Genomic DNA, 17140 nt, shown 5'->3' on the forward strand with positions numbered 1-17140 from the left:
TATAGATATAGTTCAGGAGTACGGCCTAAAAGTAATGTATAAACAAAGGAGATAAATTGAAAGGAGATGTAAAGTATAATAGTTGTAGAGATGTTTATACTCGTTTTAAAACACGAAAAACATCACTACGCCTAAAAAAGCCACTACAGCACCTAGTATTTCTTTATAGCTAATTTTCTCTTTAAATATAACTATTGAAGGAACTATAATTAAAACGGGTACAATAGCCATAATCGTGGAAGCAATTCCTGTAGTTGTGTATTGAATGGCTAAAAGCGACAATGAAACGCCTAAGAAAGGTCCGAATATAGAACCAATAGAAATACCAGTCATTGCTTTTTTATTGTAGAATGTTGTAAAAACTGATTTCCATCTGCCTAAAACAAAAAAGAGAATAGAAAAACCAATAATACCAGCCAATATTCTTATTTGAGTAGATAAAAATGGGTCGTAGTCTTTCATTCCAAGTTTTGAAAAAACAAGTCCCAGACCTTGGCCAACGGCTCCACCAAAAGCTAACAAAACGCCTTTAAGTGGATATTTAATTTTCACTTTGCTCTGCTTGTCTTCCTTGCCCAAAATTACCATTGCTATACCAATGATGGTAACTGTCATTCCAATTAGATTAGTAGTAGACATGGTTTCGTCTAAAATAAGCCATCCGAAAAATGCAGCAATAGGAGGAGTGAGTGCCATGATTAACATGGATACCCTAGCGCCAATTACCACGAAGGCTTGAAAGAGTAGGAGATCACCAATTACAAAACCGATGATTCCACTTATTGAGAGCCACATCCAAGCTTCACTGCTTGCATCAGATGCGATAAAAAGTCCTTTTCTGAAATAAGAGAACACGCCAATGATGAAGAAAGCAAAAACTAAGCGAATAAGATTAACAGGTAAAGAACCAACTTTTTTACCCGCTGATTCAAATGCAATAGATGTAATGGTCCAACAAAATGCGGTGGCAAGAGCCGTAAGTTCTCCTATTAAAGATGACATTAAAATGGATGTTTAGTTTTTCCACCTAACATCTTCTTTTTTCTTCGATGTATTAAAATAGCAGGAATGTACGATAGTGTTAAACCCAAAGTTAAGTTTAAAAGTGTGAGTTTTAAAGTACCTAAGTTTCGCAGCCAGAATGATAGCAATACAAATGCAATATTGATAAGACCGATTATTATGGTAATATGAAAATGAGAATAACCTAAAGTTAATAGTCTATGGTGAATGTGATTTTTATCCGCTGTAAACGGAGATTTTCCTTTTGAAATACGGAATACAAAAACGCGTAAAGTATCAACTACAGGAACTATTAAAATTCCTAAAATAACCGCAGGAGCAGAAATCATAGTGTAGGTTAAGTTTGTTGAATTATCTGGTGTATTAAATTCTGCGAATTTGATAGCCACCACAGCCAACAAAAAACCTAGTAATAGTGAACCTGTATCTCCCATAAATATTTTTTGCCGTTTAGAAAAGACATTGAAATACGTAAAGGCTAGTAAAGCTCCAAGAAGGGCAGCCGAAAACACTGGAATATGGTAATTGCCATTAATGTAAAACCAAATAGAGAATGAAGTGATTGAAATCATCCCAGTAACAGAGGCTAATCCATCAATACCATCAATTAGGTTGAAACCATTTAAAATAAAAACAAATAACACTAAGGTTATGGTAACGCTGGCTAAATAGCTTGGTTCCAGACCAAAGAATCCATGAAAAGAAGTGATCCTTAAATCTCCCCATCCAATAATAACAAAGGCAGCTAAAATTTGTCCAAATAGTTTAACCATTGGAGCAGTTATCATGATGTCATCTTTTATCCCGATGGAAAAAATGATTAATAATGCAGGGATTAAAAATGGTATTTGTGTAAAACTAAACCAATCTGAAAATAGCGAATAGGTAAACAAAAAACTTAAAAAAATAGCTAATCCACCTAAGGTTGGTATTTTAATTTTATGAACCGTTCTTTTATTGGGTTCGTCGTATAGGTTTTTTGATTCGGCAACCCTAAGTATAGTAGGTATGGAAAGAAAAACAAGCAAAAAAGACAAAAGAGCTGCAAAGGGTATAAGCAGTTTTATTATATATTCATTCATATTGATCAAAATCTAATGTAAAAGTAAAAAAAAAACGGTATGTTAATCTTCTGAATACAAAATATTATATTCGTTGTATACTTAGTTCTTTAGGCTAAGTTACCTATGATATTGATGCTGACTGTTAATGAAATTGGGAGTCAAATAATTAGGGTTGAAATATTTTATATTTTTGATAAGAGAGCAGAGTAATATTGCATGTACTTATTATCCAAACAAAACAAAGAATGTATAATAATGAAAATATAAAGATAGAAATTGCGTCACAGAAATGTTTGTCTATTTTATTGAAAGGCGATTTCTTTATTGGAGAGTCTCAAAGGCGTATATCTGGCGTTTGGAATATATCTATTTGTGATAATAAAATATATTTTGAAGATGAAATCGAGGTGATTGTATTTGATCAGGATGTTTTTTTTAATCCGTTGAATAAGGTAACGTGCTCATGTACCTTATTGATAGATCAGAAAAATCATTTTGGGTTTAATAAGGGTAATTCGTTTCGAGGCGGTATAATAGTTCATCAGGATGAAGAAGCTTTATCATTGGTTAATCAGGTGGATGTTGAGGGGTTTGTGAGTAGTGTGATTTGTAATAGTTATCCTGGAATTACCGATTTGGAGTACTTGAAGACACAAGCTGTGATTGTAAGAAATTCTTCAATTTTATTAAGTAAGGATGATAGCTTCAAATATGTAGAATCGCAATATTTTGAAGATAGTATTTATTGTAAAGAATTAAATTTCGCACCGAGTAATTTATTGGTTAAGTATAGAGGAGAATCGATTAAGTGTAATGATATTGCTCATCAGGCAGTAAAAGAAACAGAAGGACTTGCGCTCAGCTTTCAAGATGAAATAACCGTTATTCCGGGAAGCCTTTGTTGTGGTGGAGTAACCCATAATTATTCAGAATCGGTAATTGGGATAGTTGATGGAGTGCCCAATCCATTAAATCTACATGATAATAAAATATTTGAGCGTTGGATGGATGGTAAGGGGCGTAAATATAACTGTACCGAATGCGACGATAATATAACTCACACTCTATTGGTTTATTCCGATTTAGATGAAAATGAAGTTGCAAAATGGAATAAAACGATAAGTATTGAGCTGTTGGAAATTGTCTTGTCGGAGTATACTGTATTAGGAATTATTATAGATTTTGAGGTAAGGGAGAGGGCAGAGTCGGGTATAGTTACTAAGCTTGAAGTTATTGGGCAAGGTGGTACGATGGTTTTTGAAAAGGAACAGCTAAATTGGTTCTTAGGTGCGCTTCAGTTGCCAAGCAAGTCATTTGTAGTTCAAAAAAACAAAGTGGAAAAAAGTGGATTTAGTTTTAAAGGTGTGGGGACAGGAAGTAATGCTGGAGTTTGTCATTTAGGTGCGCTATCTTTGAGTAGAAATGGAAAAACGATGGAGGAGATTCTAGCTCACTATTTACCTAAGTTTGTATTAGAAAAACAATACTAAATATTATTAGATACGAAAAAAGGCGATGAATAATCATCGCCTTTCTTATTATATGAGGTTATCAGAACTATAAGATATTTGCAGTCTTATCGCTTTGATATTTACCAGCTGTTAATTTTTCTTTTACTTCAGCAAAAGCTTTAATGGTGTACTCAACATCCTCTAAAGTGTGAACTGCTGTTGGAATAATTCTCAACATTAATTGATCTTTAGGGATAACTGGGTATACAACAATCGAACAGAAAATATTATAATTTTCTCTTAAATCCATCGTTAACTGCATAGCTTCTGGTACAGAACCATTTAAAAATACAGGCGTCACTGGAGATTCGGTTTCTCCCAAATCAAAACCTTGCTCTTTTAAGCCTTTTTGTAATGCATTAACAATAGTCCAAAGGTTTTCTTTTAACTCAGGTTGCGATTTTAATAGCTCAAGTCTTTTTAATGCACCAACTACTAATGGCATTGGAAGAGATTTGGCAAAAATCTGCGAGCGCATGTTATAACGTAAATAGTTAACAACATCTTCGTCAGCAGCAACAAATGCTCCAATACTTGCCATAGACTTAGCAAATGTATTGAAAAGAATATCGATTTTATCCGTTACACCAAAGTGCTCACCAGTACCAGCACCAGTTTTACCCATTGTACCAAAACCATGCGCATCATCAACTAATAAACGGAAATTGTATTTATCTTTTAAATCAGCAATTTTGTCCAAAGTTCCTAAGTCGCCTGCCATACCAAAAACACCTTCAGTAATAACAAGGATGCCACCGCCAGTTTCTTGTGCTCTTTTGGTTGCCATGCCTAGCATTTTTTCACACTTGTCAATTTCATTGTGAGGAAAAACAAAGCTTTTCCCACCTTTTGCTTTATGTAAAAATACACCGTCCATGATGCAAGCGTGAGACTCAGAATCATAAACAATCACATCATTTCTTGAAGCAATAGTATCAATAATTGAAACCATCCCTTGGTAACCAAAGTTAAGTAAGTAAGCGTCTTGTTTACCTACAAACTCAGCCAAGTTAGCCTCTAGCTTTTCGTGTATGCTCGTATGACCTGACATTGCACGGGCTCCCATAGGGTATCCTAATCCATATTCTGCAGCAGCTTCCGCATCAGTTTTCCTTACTTCAGGATGGTTAGCTAAACCTAAGTAGTTATTTAAACTCCAGGTAAGTACCTCTTTGTCTCTAAATTTCATTTTAGGACCAATCTCACCTTCTAGTTTTGGGAATATAAAATAGCCATGTGCAGCTTTTCCATATTGACCAAGTGGGCCCATGCCCTTTATCTTATCAAAAATATCCACGTTGTATATATTTTATGAATTAACGCGGCAAAGGTAATATTTTTTAAGAACCTCGTACCTTATTAGTAGGAAAAATTCTTATTACAAGAGATGTTGCATGGCATATGATGAAGATGTTGGTTGAATCAATTATTGCTATAAGGACGATTGGTGCATTTTTAGGTATAAAACATATCGGTCAAAAAGAATAAGTTAAAATGTCTTTTTATTATCATTTTACTTAATGATTTACCGATAAAAGCTTATCTTTGCCCATTGAAAAAATAAATGCATTTTGCCGTAAAGACATTGTGTTTTGGCTAAGGCGTTTTGTTTTAGATAATTAATAGATGAATTTAATATAAAACAGTAATTCTTTAATGAGAAAAATTCTTATTGTATTATCCTTTATCCCACTTTTAATTAGTTGTAGTCATTACCAAAAAGTGTTAAAAAGCACAGATTATGAACTCAAATATACCACAGCGATGGAATATTATGAGAAGGAAGACTACATGAGAGCAGCAACGCTTTTAAATGAGTTGCAAGGTGTTTATCGTGGTACTGATAAATCAGAAACGATAAATTATACTTATGCAAGTTGTTTATATGGCTTGGATGACTATATCATGGCAGGTCACTATTATCGTCAGTTTGTAAAAACTTTCCCAGCAAGTAAACTGAATGAGGAGTGTCAATACATGAGTGGATTGTGTTATTATATGCAGTCTCCTAAACCTAGGTTAGACCAAACAGAAACTTATAGTGCCATTCAGGAGTTTCAGTTATTTGTGAATCTTTATCCTTCAAGTACAAAGGTGAAAGAAGCAAACAGACTAATGGATGAATTAAGAGATAAGTTAGTTTATAAATCGTATTTAGGTGCAAAGCTTTATTTTGATTTAGGCGATTATATGGGTAATAATTACCAGTCGGCCGTAATTGCTGCGCAAAACAGCTTAAAAGAATTTCCTGATACTAAATATAGAGAAGAGCTTTCTTTTTTAATATTAGAATCAAAATATATTCAAGCAGAAAAGAGTGTAATTGAGAAGAAAGAAGATAGAATGAGAGAAACTATTGATGAATATTTTTCATTTATCAATGAGTTTCCGGCAAGCGATTATATGAAGAAGGCCGTTAAGATATATAACGATGCTTCTAAAAGTATTAATTTTGTAGAGTCAAATTAGATAATAGATAATTAAATATATCATGGATTATAAAAAAACAAATGCTCCTAGCACAACAATTACTTGGGATACTCAAAAGTTATCTGAGGATACTGTGAATATTTACGAATCGGTAAATGTTATTGCTAAAAGAGCAAACCAAATTAGTGTTGAAATGAAGGAGGAGTTGAATAAAAAACTTCAGGAATTTGCTTCATATACGGATAATTTGGAAGAGGTATTTGAAAATCGTGAGCAAATTGAAATTTCAAGATATTACGAAAGATTGCCTAAATCTTCAGCAATTGCTACGCAAGAGTTTGTTGAGAAAAAGGTATATCACCGTAATGCTGATAAAGATATTTAAGGAGTAGTTATATATTAACTATACCAATAGTTGATGGTATAAGATTTAAAAAGATAAAGGAGGTTTTATATATTTCTTTTGTCTTTTTTTTATTTTCACACTTTGAGTATCGCGTCATCCTATAATAAACTAAATTATAAAGTTCGTTGATAATGGTATTAAAGAACAAAAAAATAATTTTAGGAGTAACAGCTGGAATTGCAGCCTATAAAGCGGCTGTCTTAACTAGGTTGTTGGTTAAGCAAGGAGCAGAGGTAAAAGTAATCATGACTAAAAAAGCGAAAGAGTTTATCACTCCGCTTACTATGGCTACATTATCTAAAAATCCAATTGTGGTAGATTTCTATAATCCTGAAAACGGTGATTGGAATAGCCATGTGGATATGGGTTTGTGGGCAGATGCTTTTATTATAGCACCAGCTACGGCTAATACAATGGGTAAAATGGCCAATGCTATAGCCGATAATCTTTTGGTTACAACTTATTTGTCGGCACGATGCCCTGTTTTTGTGGCACCAACAATGGATTTAGATATGTATCTGCATCCAGCTAATCAGCGTAACATGAAAACGTTGGAGGCAGATGGTGTACATATGATTGAAGCTGAAACGGGTGAGTTGGCGAGTGGATTGAGTGGTAAAGGAAGAATGGCAGAACCTGAAAATATTGTAGAAGATATAAGCTCTTATTTTCAGGAAAAAGCCAAGGTGTCGAAAGGTGAATTTGATGGACGTAAGTTTCTCGTTAATGCGGGTCCGACCTACGAGAAAATTGACCCAGTGCGTTATATCGGGAATTTTTCGAGTGGTAAAATGGGTTATAATATAGCTGAAGTATTAGCTGAAAAAGGTGCTAAGGTAACTTTGATCTCTGGACCAGTTTCCATTAAAGCAAATCATCCGCAAATAGATGTGGTAAAGGTTACGTCAGCACTCGAAATGAATGAAGCTTGTAAGGAGTATTTTCCAGAATGTGATGGAGCTGTTTTGTCGGCTGCGGTGGCTGATTATACACCGGTTGTTTTTGCCGATCAAAAAATAAAAAGTAGTGACAAGGAAATGATGGTTGCTCTAAAAGCTACGCAGGATATTGCTCAGTATTTAGGTAGTATTAAAAGAGAAGGGCAGTTATTGGTAGGTTTTGCGTTGGAGACGGAAAATGCTGAAGAAAATGCATTAAAGAAACTAAAAGAGAAGAACCTCGATTTGATCGTTTTAAATTCACTTCAAAACGAAGGAGCTGGATTTGGAGGTGATACCAATAAAGTAACAATAATTGATGGAGAAAATAATAAGGAAGAGTTTACGTTAAAAAGTAAACGTGAGGTGGCTATCGATATCGTTGATAAAATTTTATCATTATAATAAAACACTATTCTTGTGAAAAATATACTTCTCTTAATTACTTTTCTGATGCTTGTGCAATTATCAAATGCGCAGGAGTTACAATGTTCAGTTTCTGTAGTTTCACCAAGTGTTCAGGGTACTAATAAATCAGTATTCGAAACCTTGCAAACAGCCATTATGGAGTTTATGAATGGTCAAAAATGGACGGATAATGTGTTTAGTACAGAGGAGCGAATAGAGTGTAGTATCATGATAAATGTAAAGGAAATTGTTTCTGCTGACGATTTTAAAGGTACCATTCAAATACAAGTTCGTAGACCTGTTTATAATTCGGCTTATAGTTCTGTGCTCTTAAATTATTTGGATCAGGATTTTGAATTTAGGTATGCTGAATTTGAGCCATTGATATATAATCCTAATTCATTTGAATCTAATTTAGTGGGCGTGTTATCTTACTACGCCTATGTAATATTGGCTTTTGATTACGATTCTTTTTCGAGAATGGGAGGTACAGAGTATATGGAAAGGGCTGAGGATATCGTTAATCAGGCACAAAACTCAAGAGGAAAAGGGTGGCGTTCTTTCGAAAGTAGAAGGAATAGATATTGGTTGGTGGAGAATTACTTAAATGAGCATCATAGGCCATTAAGAGAGTGTATGTATCAATATCATCGTCAGGGCTTAGATAAGATGAGTGAAAAGCCTGAAGGTGGCAGGAAAGAAGTTTTATCGGCAGTTGAGAAGCTTCAAAAAGTACATAGAAATAAACCAGGATCGTTTGCTATGCAGGTTTTCTTTGATGCTAAGTCCGATGAGTTAATCAATATATTCTCCGATTCATTCTCTATGGAGAAAGGGAGAGCTATTGAGATTCTTTCGGAAGTAGATCCGGCAAATGCTGCAAATTACAGTAAATCGTTATCTGGTAACGAAAATTAAAATCGATTATGCTTAAATCGTTATTTGTTTCAAATTACGCATTAATAGATCAAGTAGAAATAGACTTTAGTAATGGTTTTTCTGTTATTACAGGAGAAACAGGTGCTGGAAAGTCTATTATATTAGGTGCACTGTCATTGGTTTTAGGTCAGCGTAGTGATGTTTCCGTTTTAAAGAATAAAGAAAAGAAGAGTGTTATAGAGGCTGTTTTTAATGTTGAAGGGTATGGTTTTGAGGAGATGTTCGACAACGAAGATGTTGACTTTGAAATAGAAACCACTATTCGCCGCGAAATACTTTCATCAGGAAAGTCCAGAGCTTTTGTAAATGATACTCCTGTAAATTTAGGTTTTCTTAAAGAGATATCTTCACGACTAATTGATATTCATTCGCAACACCAAAACTTGTTATTGGGGGAAAGTGCGTTTCAATTGACTGTAGTCGATACGGTTGCTAAAAACGATACCGTAAAAGATCGTTATAAAGCGGATTTTAAGACTTTTCATAGTCTGACAAAGAAGAGGAAAGAACTAGAGGCTCAGAATGATCTATTGAAGCAGGAAGCGGATTATATGCAATTCCAATATGTTGAATTGGAACAATTAAAGTTAGTGGATGGAGAACAAGGTGAATTAGAGCAGGAGCGCGAAATGTTATCCCATGCCGAAGAAATTAAGAGTAATTTATTTGCGAACGTAGAAATCTTGAATGGAGAAAGTACTGCGTTAATAAGCTCTTTAAAAGATGTAAGTAAGAACTTAGATAAAGTGTCGGCATATATTTCAGAAGGAGAGGAGTGGAGCAACAGAGTTGAGTCGGCATTTATCGATCTTGATGACTTGGTAAAAGAGTTAGAAAGCAAAATGGAAAGTGTTGAGCATGATCCTTCGCGTTTAGAATATGTAGCAAATAGATTAGATCAGATATATGCTCTGCAACAAAAACATCGTGTGGATAGTTTATCTGCTTTGATTGAGGTTCGCGATAATTTAGCACTTAGGTTGCAAAAGATAGCTTCGTTTGATGAAGATATTGTTGAGCTTAATAAAGAGATAGAAAAAGCACTGGTTGGTTTAAAAATATCAGGTCAGAAGTTAACCAAAACTAGAACGAAAGTAATAGCTTCTATTGAGAAGCAGATTGTTGGACAGTTGGTTGAGCTGGGTATGCCTAACGCAAGGCTCGTTGTGGATAGAAAAGATTTAGTGGAGTTTGCAGAGAATGGGATAGACGATGTCAATTTTTTATTTTCAGCTAATAAAAAAGGTGAATTGTCTGCTATCCCTAAGGTAGCCTCGGGAGGTGAAATGTCAAGAGTGATGTTGTGTATTAAGGCTCTTCTATCTGTATCAAAAGGATTACCTACTATAATATTTGATGAGATTGATACAGGAGTGTCTGGTGAGGTAGCTGATAAGATGGGGCAAATCATGCAAGAGATTGCAGCTAATATACAAGTCATTAGTATTACCCACTTACCGCAAATTGCAGTGAAAGGAAAATATCATTATAAAGTATATAAGAAGGATAGTAAAACAGATACACATTCAAGTATCGAAAGAATTAGTGAAGAGTTAAGAGTAACTGAAATTGCGAAAATGCTGAGCGGAAGTAATCTTTCGGAAGCTGCATTGTCGAATGCTAAGGAGTTATTGGCGCAATCAAATCGATAATAATTGAGCTTTTACAGCTTGTAATTATTGTATAATAGGTGTAATAGCTATTAAATTATTAAAAAATAAGGGCGCTTGTTGTAATTTATTTACGAATCATTTTGAACAAGAAGTGCTATGATTGTGTTGTCATTCAGAGTTTTGTAGTCTATTGAGTGTGGTTGTACATAATAACATTATAAATATTTAATGTTAATAATTTCTCAGATAGGCTTAATCATATATATTTGTACGCTCAAAATTGAAAATAAAAATGGGATATAATTTATTAAAGGGAAAAAGAGGTATCATTTTCGGTGCATTAAACGATATGTCTATTGCATGGAAAGTTGCAGAACAAGCACATGCTGAAGGAGCAACTTTTACACTTACCAATACCCCAGTTGCATGTAGAATGGGGACATTGACAGAGTTATCTGAAAAATGTAATGCAGAAGTTATTCCAGCTGATGCTACTAGTGTTGAAGACTTAGAACAAGTATTTATTAAATCTCAAGAGATACTAGGCGGTAAAATCGATTTTGTATTGCACTCAATCGGTATGTCATTAAATGTTCGTAAAAAGAGGTCATACCACGATCTTAATTATAACTATTTAAATAAGACATTAGATATTTCTGCTATTTCATTCCACAAATTATTGCAAGTGGCATTTAAAATGGATGCTATTAGTGAGTGGGGTTCTGTATTAGGATTATCTTATGTAGCAGCACAACGTTCTTTCTATGGGTATAATGATATGGCTGATGCTAAATCCTTATTAGAATCTATCGGACGTAGCTTTGGATACATTTACGGACGTGAAAAGAAAGTAAGAGTAAATACGATTTCCCAGTCACCTACTATGACAACTGCAGGAAGTGGTGTTAAAGGCTTTGATGGATTAATGGATTTCTCTGAAAGAATGTCGCCGCTTGGTAATGCTACCGCAGATGAATGTGCCGCTTATTGTTTATCATTATTTAGTGATTTAACGAAGAAGGTAACTATGCAGAATCTCTTCCATGACGGAGGTTTCTCTAATGTTGGCATGAGTTTAAGAGCCATGACGCAATACAACAAAAGTTTCGATACCGATGATATCGACTCTCTTGATTAAATAATATATGAAGCTACCCATTGTGGTATCTTTTTAAATCCTACCCATTTCGGTAGGATTTTTTGTTTTTACCAAAGGCAGTATAGTTTTAAAGTATGATTAAAAACATTAACTTTGACGCTGTTTTTAGTAAGATAATAGGTTAAAATCATATAAGTAACTATGGATAAATACCAGATTAATCACCTAAGAGAACTTGAGGCGGAATCGATTTACGTTATTCGTGAAGTGGCCGCTCAGTTTGAGAAGCCGGTGATGCTTTTTTCCGGAGGGAAAGACTCAATTGTGATGTTTCATTTAGCACGTAAAGCTTTTTATCCTGCTAAAGTTCCTTTCGCACTTTTACATATTGATACAGGACACAACTTCCAGGAAACATTGGATTATAGAGATAATCTAATGGAGAAAACGGGAACGAAGTGTATCGTAAGATATGTTCAAGATTCAATCGACCAAGGTAAAGCAGTAGAAGAAAAAGGTGTAAATGCATCTCGTAACAAATTGCAAACAGTTACTCTTTTAGATGCATTGGATGAGTTAAAAACTGATGCAGCAATGGGTGGTGGTCGTCGTGATGAAGAAAAAGCACGTGCCAAAGAGCGTTTCTTCTCTCACAGGGATGAGTTTGGTCAGTGGGATCCAAAGAACCAACGCCCTGAGTTGTGGAACATCTTTAATGGGAGAAAAAATATGGGAGAACACTTTAGAGTATTCCCAATTAGTAACTGGACAGAAATGGATGTGTGGCAATATATCTATATGGAGAATATAGATTTGCCAAATTTATATTTCACGCATAAACGTGAGGTGTTTAATCGTGACGGTGTTTGGATGTTTAAAGCTCCATTTATGGATCTAAAACCAGGCGAAGAGTTAATTGAGAAGGATGTTAGATGTAGAACAATTGGTGATATTACCTGTACTGGTTTAACGCTTTCAAAAGCAAACGACCTGGAAGATATTATTCAGGAAGTTGCTGCTACACGAACTACAGAGCGAGGAGGACGTGCAGATGATAAACGTTCAGAATCAGCAATGGAAGATCGTAAAAAAGAAGGTTACTTTTAATCACCATTACAACATCAAATATTATTATGAGCGATAAAAATTCAGGATATTTAAATATGGAGCTTTTGCGCTTCACCACTGCAGGTAGTGTTGATGATGGTAAAAGTACTTTAATTGGTCGTCTGCTTTACGATAGTAAAGCAATTTTTGAAGACCAAATGGAGGCCATTGAAAAGGCAAGTGAACGTATTGGAGGCGAGGAAGTTAATTTAGCTTTACTAACCGATGGTTTGCGTGCAGAGCGTGAGCAAGGGATTACTATTGATGTGGCCTACCGTTACTTTGCAACACCTAAACGTAAGTTTATTATTGCAGATACCCCAGGGCATATTCAGTATACGCGTAATATGGTTACAGGAGCAAGTACTGCCAATGTAGCTATTATATTAGTGGATGCTCGACATGGTGTATTAGAGCAAACATTGCGTCATACTTATATTGCTTCTCAGTTACAAATTCCACATGTCATCTTTTGTGTAAACAAAATGGACTTGGTTGAGTATGGGCAAGAGACGTTTGAGAAAATTAAGGCAGATATTGATGGTTTTTCGTCTAAGTTAAGCGTAAAGGATATTCGTTATGTGCCAATTAGTGCCTTGAATGGAGATAATGTTGTTGACCGTTCAGAGGCCATGGATTGGTATGATGGTCCTACATTGTTACATTTATTGGAAAATATTCATATAAGTAGTGATATTAATCATGATGACTTCCGTTTTCCAGTACAATATGTAGTTCGCCCTCAAACTGCTGAATTTCCAGATTATAGAGGATATGGAGGTAGAATTGCGAGTGGAGCTGTTAAAGTAGGTGACCCTATAACTGTATTACCTTCTGGGTTTACTTCTAAGGTTAAAACGATTGACTTTTTTGAGGATTCATTAGAAGTAGCTTTTGCTCCACAATCGGTTACAATTACATTAGATGATGAAATTGATATTAGCCGTGGCGACATGTTAGTTAAATCAGATGATTTACCAAGAACGACTCAGGATTTAGAGTTGATGGTATGTTGGTTTAATGAGCGTAATTTAGTGCCAAAAGGTAAGTATGTTATTCGTCATACATCGGCAGAAGCACGTTGTATGGTAACTGGTGTTCAGCATAAAATGAATATCAATACATTGGAACAAGATACTGAGGATTTGACTGTTCAAATGAATGATATTGCTAAGATTAATATTAGAGTTACTAAACCGTTGAATGTTGATTCTTATTATAAAAATAGAATTACAGGTAGTGTGATTTTAGTAGAGGAAGGAACGAATGAAACTGTAGCTGCAGGAATGATTGTGTAGTTCAGGATTAATAAGATATAATATAAAAATCCCCGTTAGAATTATTTTTCTATCGGGGATTTTTGTTTTTTATTTCTTCAGGTTAAGAATTTAAATCTTAAAATTTCCAGCCAACGGTAATACTAGCAAAATGATCATTGCTAGTTACTTCTGTTTTTAAAGGTTCGTCTAGGTCAATGTTAACATCTGATGGCCAATCGTAATTAAAGTAACTCGTATCATATGAGGAAAGTCTGTAAGCTACATCAACAAAGTAATTCTTATTTCTATATCCAAAACCACCGCTAATTCCTTGAATGGTGTAATTATCTTTAAAGTCAGATAATTGATGAACACCATGCATAGTAGGTATATCTACTTCCTTATCACCTAAAGGAGAAACCTGAAGCGAATAACCTCCTCTTAAACTTAGGTTTGAATTTACTCGAAACTCTAAGCCTGCTCTATAGTTATTGGTACTGGTAAATATTTTATTAATCAATTCGTTTTGCTCGTTAATGGCAATAATATCATCATAATTATTGGTATTAGTTTTAAATTTTGCATTCGCGTAATCCATGTATTCATAATCAAAGCTAATGATAGCTTTTTTACCAAAGACGTATGAAGCACTTGCAATAATCTTATCAGGAGTATTGATTTTATAATCAAACTTATTTAATGCACTATCATAGTTTTTTGCGAAAGTCTCTTTTCCTATCTCTTCGTTAATCGGGTTAAAGAAGAGTGCATCAATTCTAGTTCCGTAATCTTCTTCAATTTTAAACCAAGTAGGACTGTGGTAAGCAATACCAACGCGAAGGTGTTTGGTAGGTTTGATAATGGCTCCTACTTTAATGTTAAATCCGTAACCTGCCGCATCTAACCTGTTATTTACCGTAAAGCGATTAAATACATATGGATCCTGGATATTATTGTCTCTACTAAACTCCTCAAAATAATTTGAAGTTTCTTTATAACGCATTGTCGTGTAATTGGCACTTACTCCTAATAGTAAAATGTTACTGATGTTCATTCCTGTGCTAACGTTAATATCTCCAGAATAACCATCCTTTTCTATTATTTTAGTTTGGTCGAATTTGTTAGTAGCAGCAGTGTAAGCTGTGTATATGCCTTGGCTGTCATCATAATCGATGAGATATGCATTGTAGCCTAAACCGGTTAAGCCACCCCATCCACCTACTTCGTCAGGAGTATAGCCATAAGCTTCGCTTGTAAACATATCAGTCATCGAAGTTCCAATATTCCTGCCAGTGGCCATTGATTTATAGTTAAAGTTGTTATTGCGATTGTAGCCAATGGCAAAATGAGTACTTACAATTCCTTTTTGCACGTCTCTCATGGGGCGATATGTACCCACAAAACCAACTTGATTAAGGGAGAATTTAGTTTTGCTTTCATTCGTAGATACTCCGTCAAAATTACTCTTTGTTGAGTTAATAATGAGTGAAGGGGTGAAGCTAAACTCTGAAGAACGATATGCAGCAATACCTGCTGGGTTAATGCCAATCGCACTAAAGTCGCCTCCTAATGATCCCATGGCATCTCCCATGGACATGGATCGGGCTGTTCCTGAGTATGTAGGTTGTGAATATCTTAAGATGTCTTCGTAACTTTGTGCACTTAATGTGCTTACAAGTAGAGACATAATTATTCCAGTCAATAATCTAAAATTGGTCATAATTATAGTATTATATGTGAAGTTTAGTTTTTATTAAATCAAATATTAATGAGGTAAATTATCTACTACCACGACTACTGCTTCCTGAACTGCTGCTTCCACCGCTACTTCGGCTACTGCTTCCGCTGCTTCGACTACTACTGCTACCTGAGCTAGATCTACTGCTGGACCCAGAGTAACTAGAAGAGCTGGATGATCTACTGCTCGATCCAGAATAGCTAGATGAGCTACTTGATCTACTGCTTGATCCAGAGCTGTATGATGGACTAGAAGATCTTGAAGATGCACTTCCTGATTTATAGTTTGAGCTTCTGTTACTAGAACTGCCTGAACCGTAACTGCTAGAACTTTTATTGCTACTACTTTTGTATGCCGAAGTTCTGCTGCTACGTGAGTTGCTCGCTTGTGAGCTTTTGTTGTATGCAGAGCTACTTGAACTAGGTGTTCTGGTAGATCGATTGTAGGTACTACGTGATGTGGTTTTATTTTGTGAACTATTATTGTAAGTTGGTGTATATGCACTTCTTGAGCTTCTAGTATAGCTATTTGAACTTCCTGTTCTAGCTGTTCTTGAAGAAGAAGAAGAGCTCTTGGTTGTAGGAATGTAAGATGCCCTGGTAGATCTAGAGCTAGTTGTTCTGGATTGAACGGCTGCTCTTGATGATGCAGAATTGGCAATGCCTCGTGTACTCTTTGTATTAGCTTGTCTCGTTGACCTAGTTGCATTATTATTAATAGCCCTGCTACTAGTTGTTGGGTATTTGCTATTGGTTAAAGTGGATCTAGGTGTTCGGGTAGCTACATGATGGCCTCCACCGCCACCTCCACCACCATGATAACATGGGTGTGGGTAACAACAGCCGTGCCCCCAACCTGGGCCGTAGTAGCCCCAGCCAGAACCCCATCCATAACCTGGATATCCCCAATAAGGATAACCCCAACCCATTGACATGCCCCAGCCACCATAATAACCAGAATTGTAAAACCCAAAAGAACTATATCCTCTACCATATCTCCAATTATTATAATAAGGGCTGCTCCAGTCAGGCACAACATAGGCGTAATCACCGTCTACATATACATTATAATCAAATCCACTTCCAAATATGATATCTTGATATAAAGGTGACCAATATGGAACGCCTCTAAAAGGACCGTGAAAACGAGCAATTCGTTCAGCGTAATCCTTATCCATCTGTGAACCGCTAAATTCATTTACCCAATAACCAGTTTCCTCATCAAAATAAAGTAATGAATCTACTTCTTGTATTGAATCATTGGTTAATAAACTCGTATACTCTTGTTGAATTTGAGAAAAGTCTCTCAAGTCATCTTGTTCCGATGCTCTTGGTGATGAGTTATATTCTTTTTGTAAAGAAGAATAGGTTTTATTCTCTTGTTTCTTTGTAGCATGATCTGGTTTGGGCAATGCTGAATAGTGTTCTGCAACCGAAATGGGTTTGTCAGAAGGAGTGTAGTATAGGTCATCAGCATATACATCCGAAGTGTATGATTGCTGTGTAGAACATCCTGTTAAAACAAAGATGGTTAAGGCTAAAATGTATACAAACTTTTTCATGGTATAAGTTTTAAAATATACGGGCAGTTTTACTTGAATGGTAG

The 17140-nt window shown here is 35.3% G+C and carries 14 protein-coding genes; 9 read left to right on the plus strand and 5 right to left on the minus strand.

The genetic code is table 11. The features are described 5' to 3' along the window. Window positions 1-105: 105 nt before the first annotated feature. Both A8L32_RS01965 and A8L32_RS01970 read right to left on the minus strand, forming a co-directional pair. Complete coding sequence (locus A8L32_RS01965; RefSeq protein ID WP_066627145.1) at window positions 106-1002, minus strand: DMT family transporter; 897 nt, start codon at window positions 1000-1002, stop codon at window positions 106-108. Then, window positions 1002-2105 carry a glycosyltransferase family 4 protein gene (locus A8L32_RS01970; RefSeq protein WP_066627147.1) on the minus strand — a complete coding sequence of 368 codons (1104 nt, stop codon included), beginning with the start codon at window positions 2103-2105 and terminating at the stop codon, window positions 1002-1004. Before A8L32_RS01970 ends, A8L32_RS01965 begins: the two co-directional genes overlap by 1 nt. Before the next feature lie 227 nt (window positions 2106-2332). Here A8L32_RS01970 and A8L32_RS01975 point away from each other — a divergent pair, with 227 nt between their 5' ends. Next, window positions 2333-3577 carry a SpoIID/LytB domain-containing protein gene (locus A8L32_RS01975; protein WP_066627149.1) on the plus strand — a complete coding sequence of 415 codons (1245 nt, stop codon included), beginning with the start codon at window positions 2333-2335 and terminating at the stop codon, window positions 3575-3577. Window positions 3578-3644: 67 nt separating this feature from the next. Here A8L32_RS01975 and A8L32_RS01980 read toward each other — a convergent pair whose 3' ends face one another. After that, the gene (locus tag A8L32_RS01980; protein ID WP_066627155.1) at window positions 3645-4895 is read right to left on the minus strand and encodes an aminotransferase class I/II-fold pyridoxal phosphate-dependent enzyme; all 1251 of its coding nucleotides are present in this window, start codon (window positions 4893-4895) and stop codon (window positions 3645-3647) included. Window positions 4896-5254: 359 nt separating this feature from the next. Here A8L32_RS01980 and A8L32_RS01985 point away from each other — a divergent pair, with 359 nt between their 5' ends. From A8L32_RS01985 to A8L32_RS02020, 8 genes are all read left to right on the plus strand, one after another. After that, window positions 5255-6067: an outer membrane protein assembly factor BamD gene (locus A8L32_RS01985; protein WP_066627157.1), complete on the plus strand. Its 813-nt coding sequence runs from the start codon at window positions 5255-5257 to the stop codon at window positions 6065-6067. 22 nt (window positions 6068-6089) lie between these two features. Then, window positions 6090-6413 (plus strand): DNA-directed RNA polymerase subunit omega, encoded by a 324-nt coding sequence (locus A8L32_RS01990; RefSeq protein WP_066627160.1) that lies wholly within the window; start codon window positions 6090-6092, stop codon window positions 6411-6413. Between the two features lie 152 nt (window positions 6414-6565). Continuing rightward, the gene (gene coaBC, locus A8L32_RS01995; RefSeq protein WP_066627162.1) at window positions 6566-7777 is read left to right on the plus strand and encodes a bifunctional phosphopantothenoylcysteine decarboxylase/phosphopantothenate--cysteine ligase CoaBC; all 1212 of its coding nucleotides are present in this window, start codon (window positions 6566-6568) and stop codon (window positions 7775-7777) included. Between the two features lie 15 nt (window positions 7778-7792). Further along, entirely contained in the window at window positions 7793-8698 is a 906-nt protein-coding gene (gene porD, locus A8L32_RS02000) for a type IX secretion system protein PorD (RefSeq protein WP_233145444.1), read from the plus strand. A gap of 8 nt (window positions 8699-8706) precedes the next feature. Then, window positions 8707-10371, plus strand: coding sequence for a DNA repair protein RecN (recN, locus tag A8L32_RS02005; protein ID WP_066627166.1), 1665 nt, complete (start codon window positions 8707-8709; stop codon window positions 10369-10371). 253 nt (window positions 10372-10624) lie between these two features. Continuing rightward, window positions 10625-11470 (plus strand): enoyl-ACP reductase FabI, encoded by an 846-nt coding sequence (locus A8L32_RS02010; RefSeq protein ID WP_066627168.1) that lies wholly within the window; start codon window positions 10625-10627, stop codon window positions 11468-11470. Window positions 11471-11632: 162 nt separating this feature from the next. After that, window positions 11633-12538: a sulfate adenylyltransferase subunit CysD gene (gene cysD, locus A8L32_RS02015; RefSeq protein ID WP_066627170.1), complete on the plus strand. Its 906-nt coding sequence runs from the start codon at window positions 11633-11635 to the stop codon at window positions 12536-12538. 26 nt (window positions 12539-12564) lie between these two features. Continuing rightward, entirely contained in the window at window positions 12565-13836 is a 1272-nt protein-coding gene (locus A8L32_RS02020; protein WP_233145446.1) for a sulfate adenylyltransferase subunit 1, read from the plus strand. 97 nt (window positions 13837-13933) lie between these two features. Here A8L32_RS02020 and A8L32_RS02025 read toward each other — a convergent pair whose 3' ends face one another. Together A8L32_RS02025 and A8L32_RS23370 are read right to left on the minus strand one after the other, a co-directional pair. Beyond that, the gene (locus tag A8L32_RS02025; protein WP_066627172.1) at window positions 13934-15517 is read right to left on the minus strand and encodes an OmpP1/FadL family transporter; all 1584 of its coding nucleotides are present in this window, start codon (window positions 15515-15517) and stop codon (window positions 13934-13936) included. Window positions 15518-15575: 58 nt separating this feature from the next. Then, complete coding sequence (locus A8L32_RS23370; protein ID WP_143524993.1) at window positions 15576-17096, minus strand: hypothetical protein; 1521 nt, start codon at window positions 17094-17096, stop codon at window positions 15576-15578. Window positions 17097-17140: the final 44 nt, after the last annotated feature.

It is taken from the genome of Labilibacter marinus (assembly GCF_001659685.2).
Classification (GTDB): domain Bacteria; phylum Bacteroidota; class Bacteroidia; order Bacteroidales; family Marinilabiliaceae; genus Saccharicrinis; species Saccharicrinis marinus.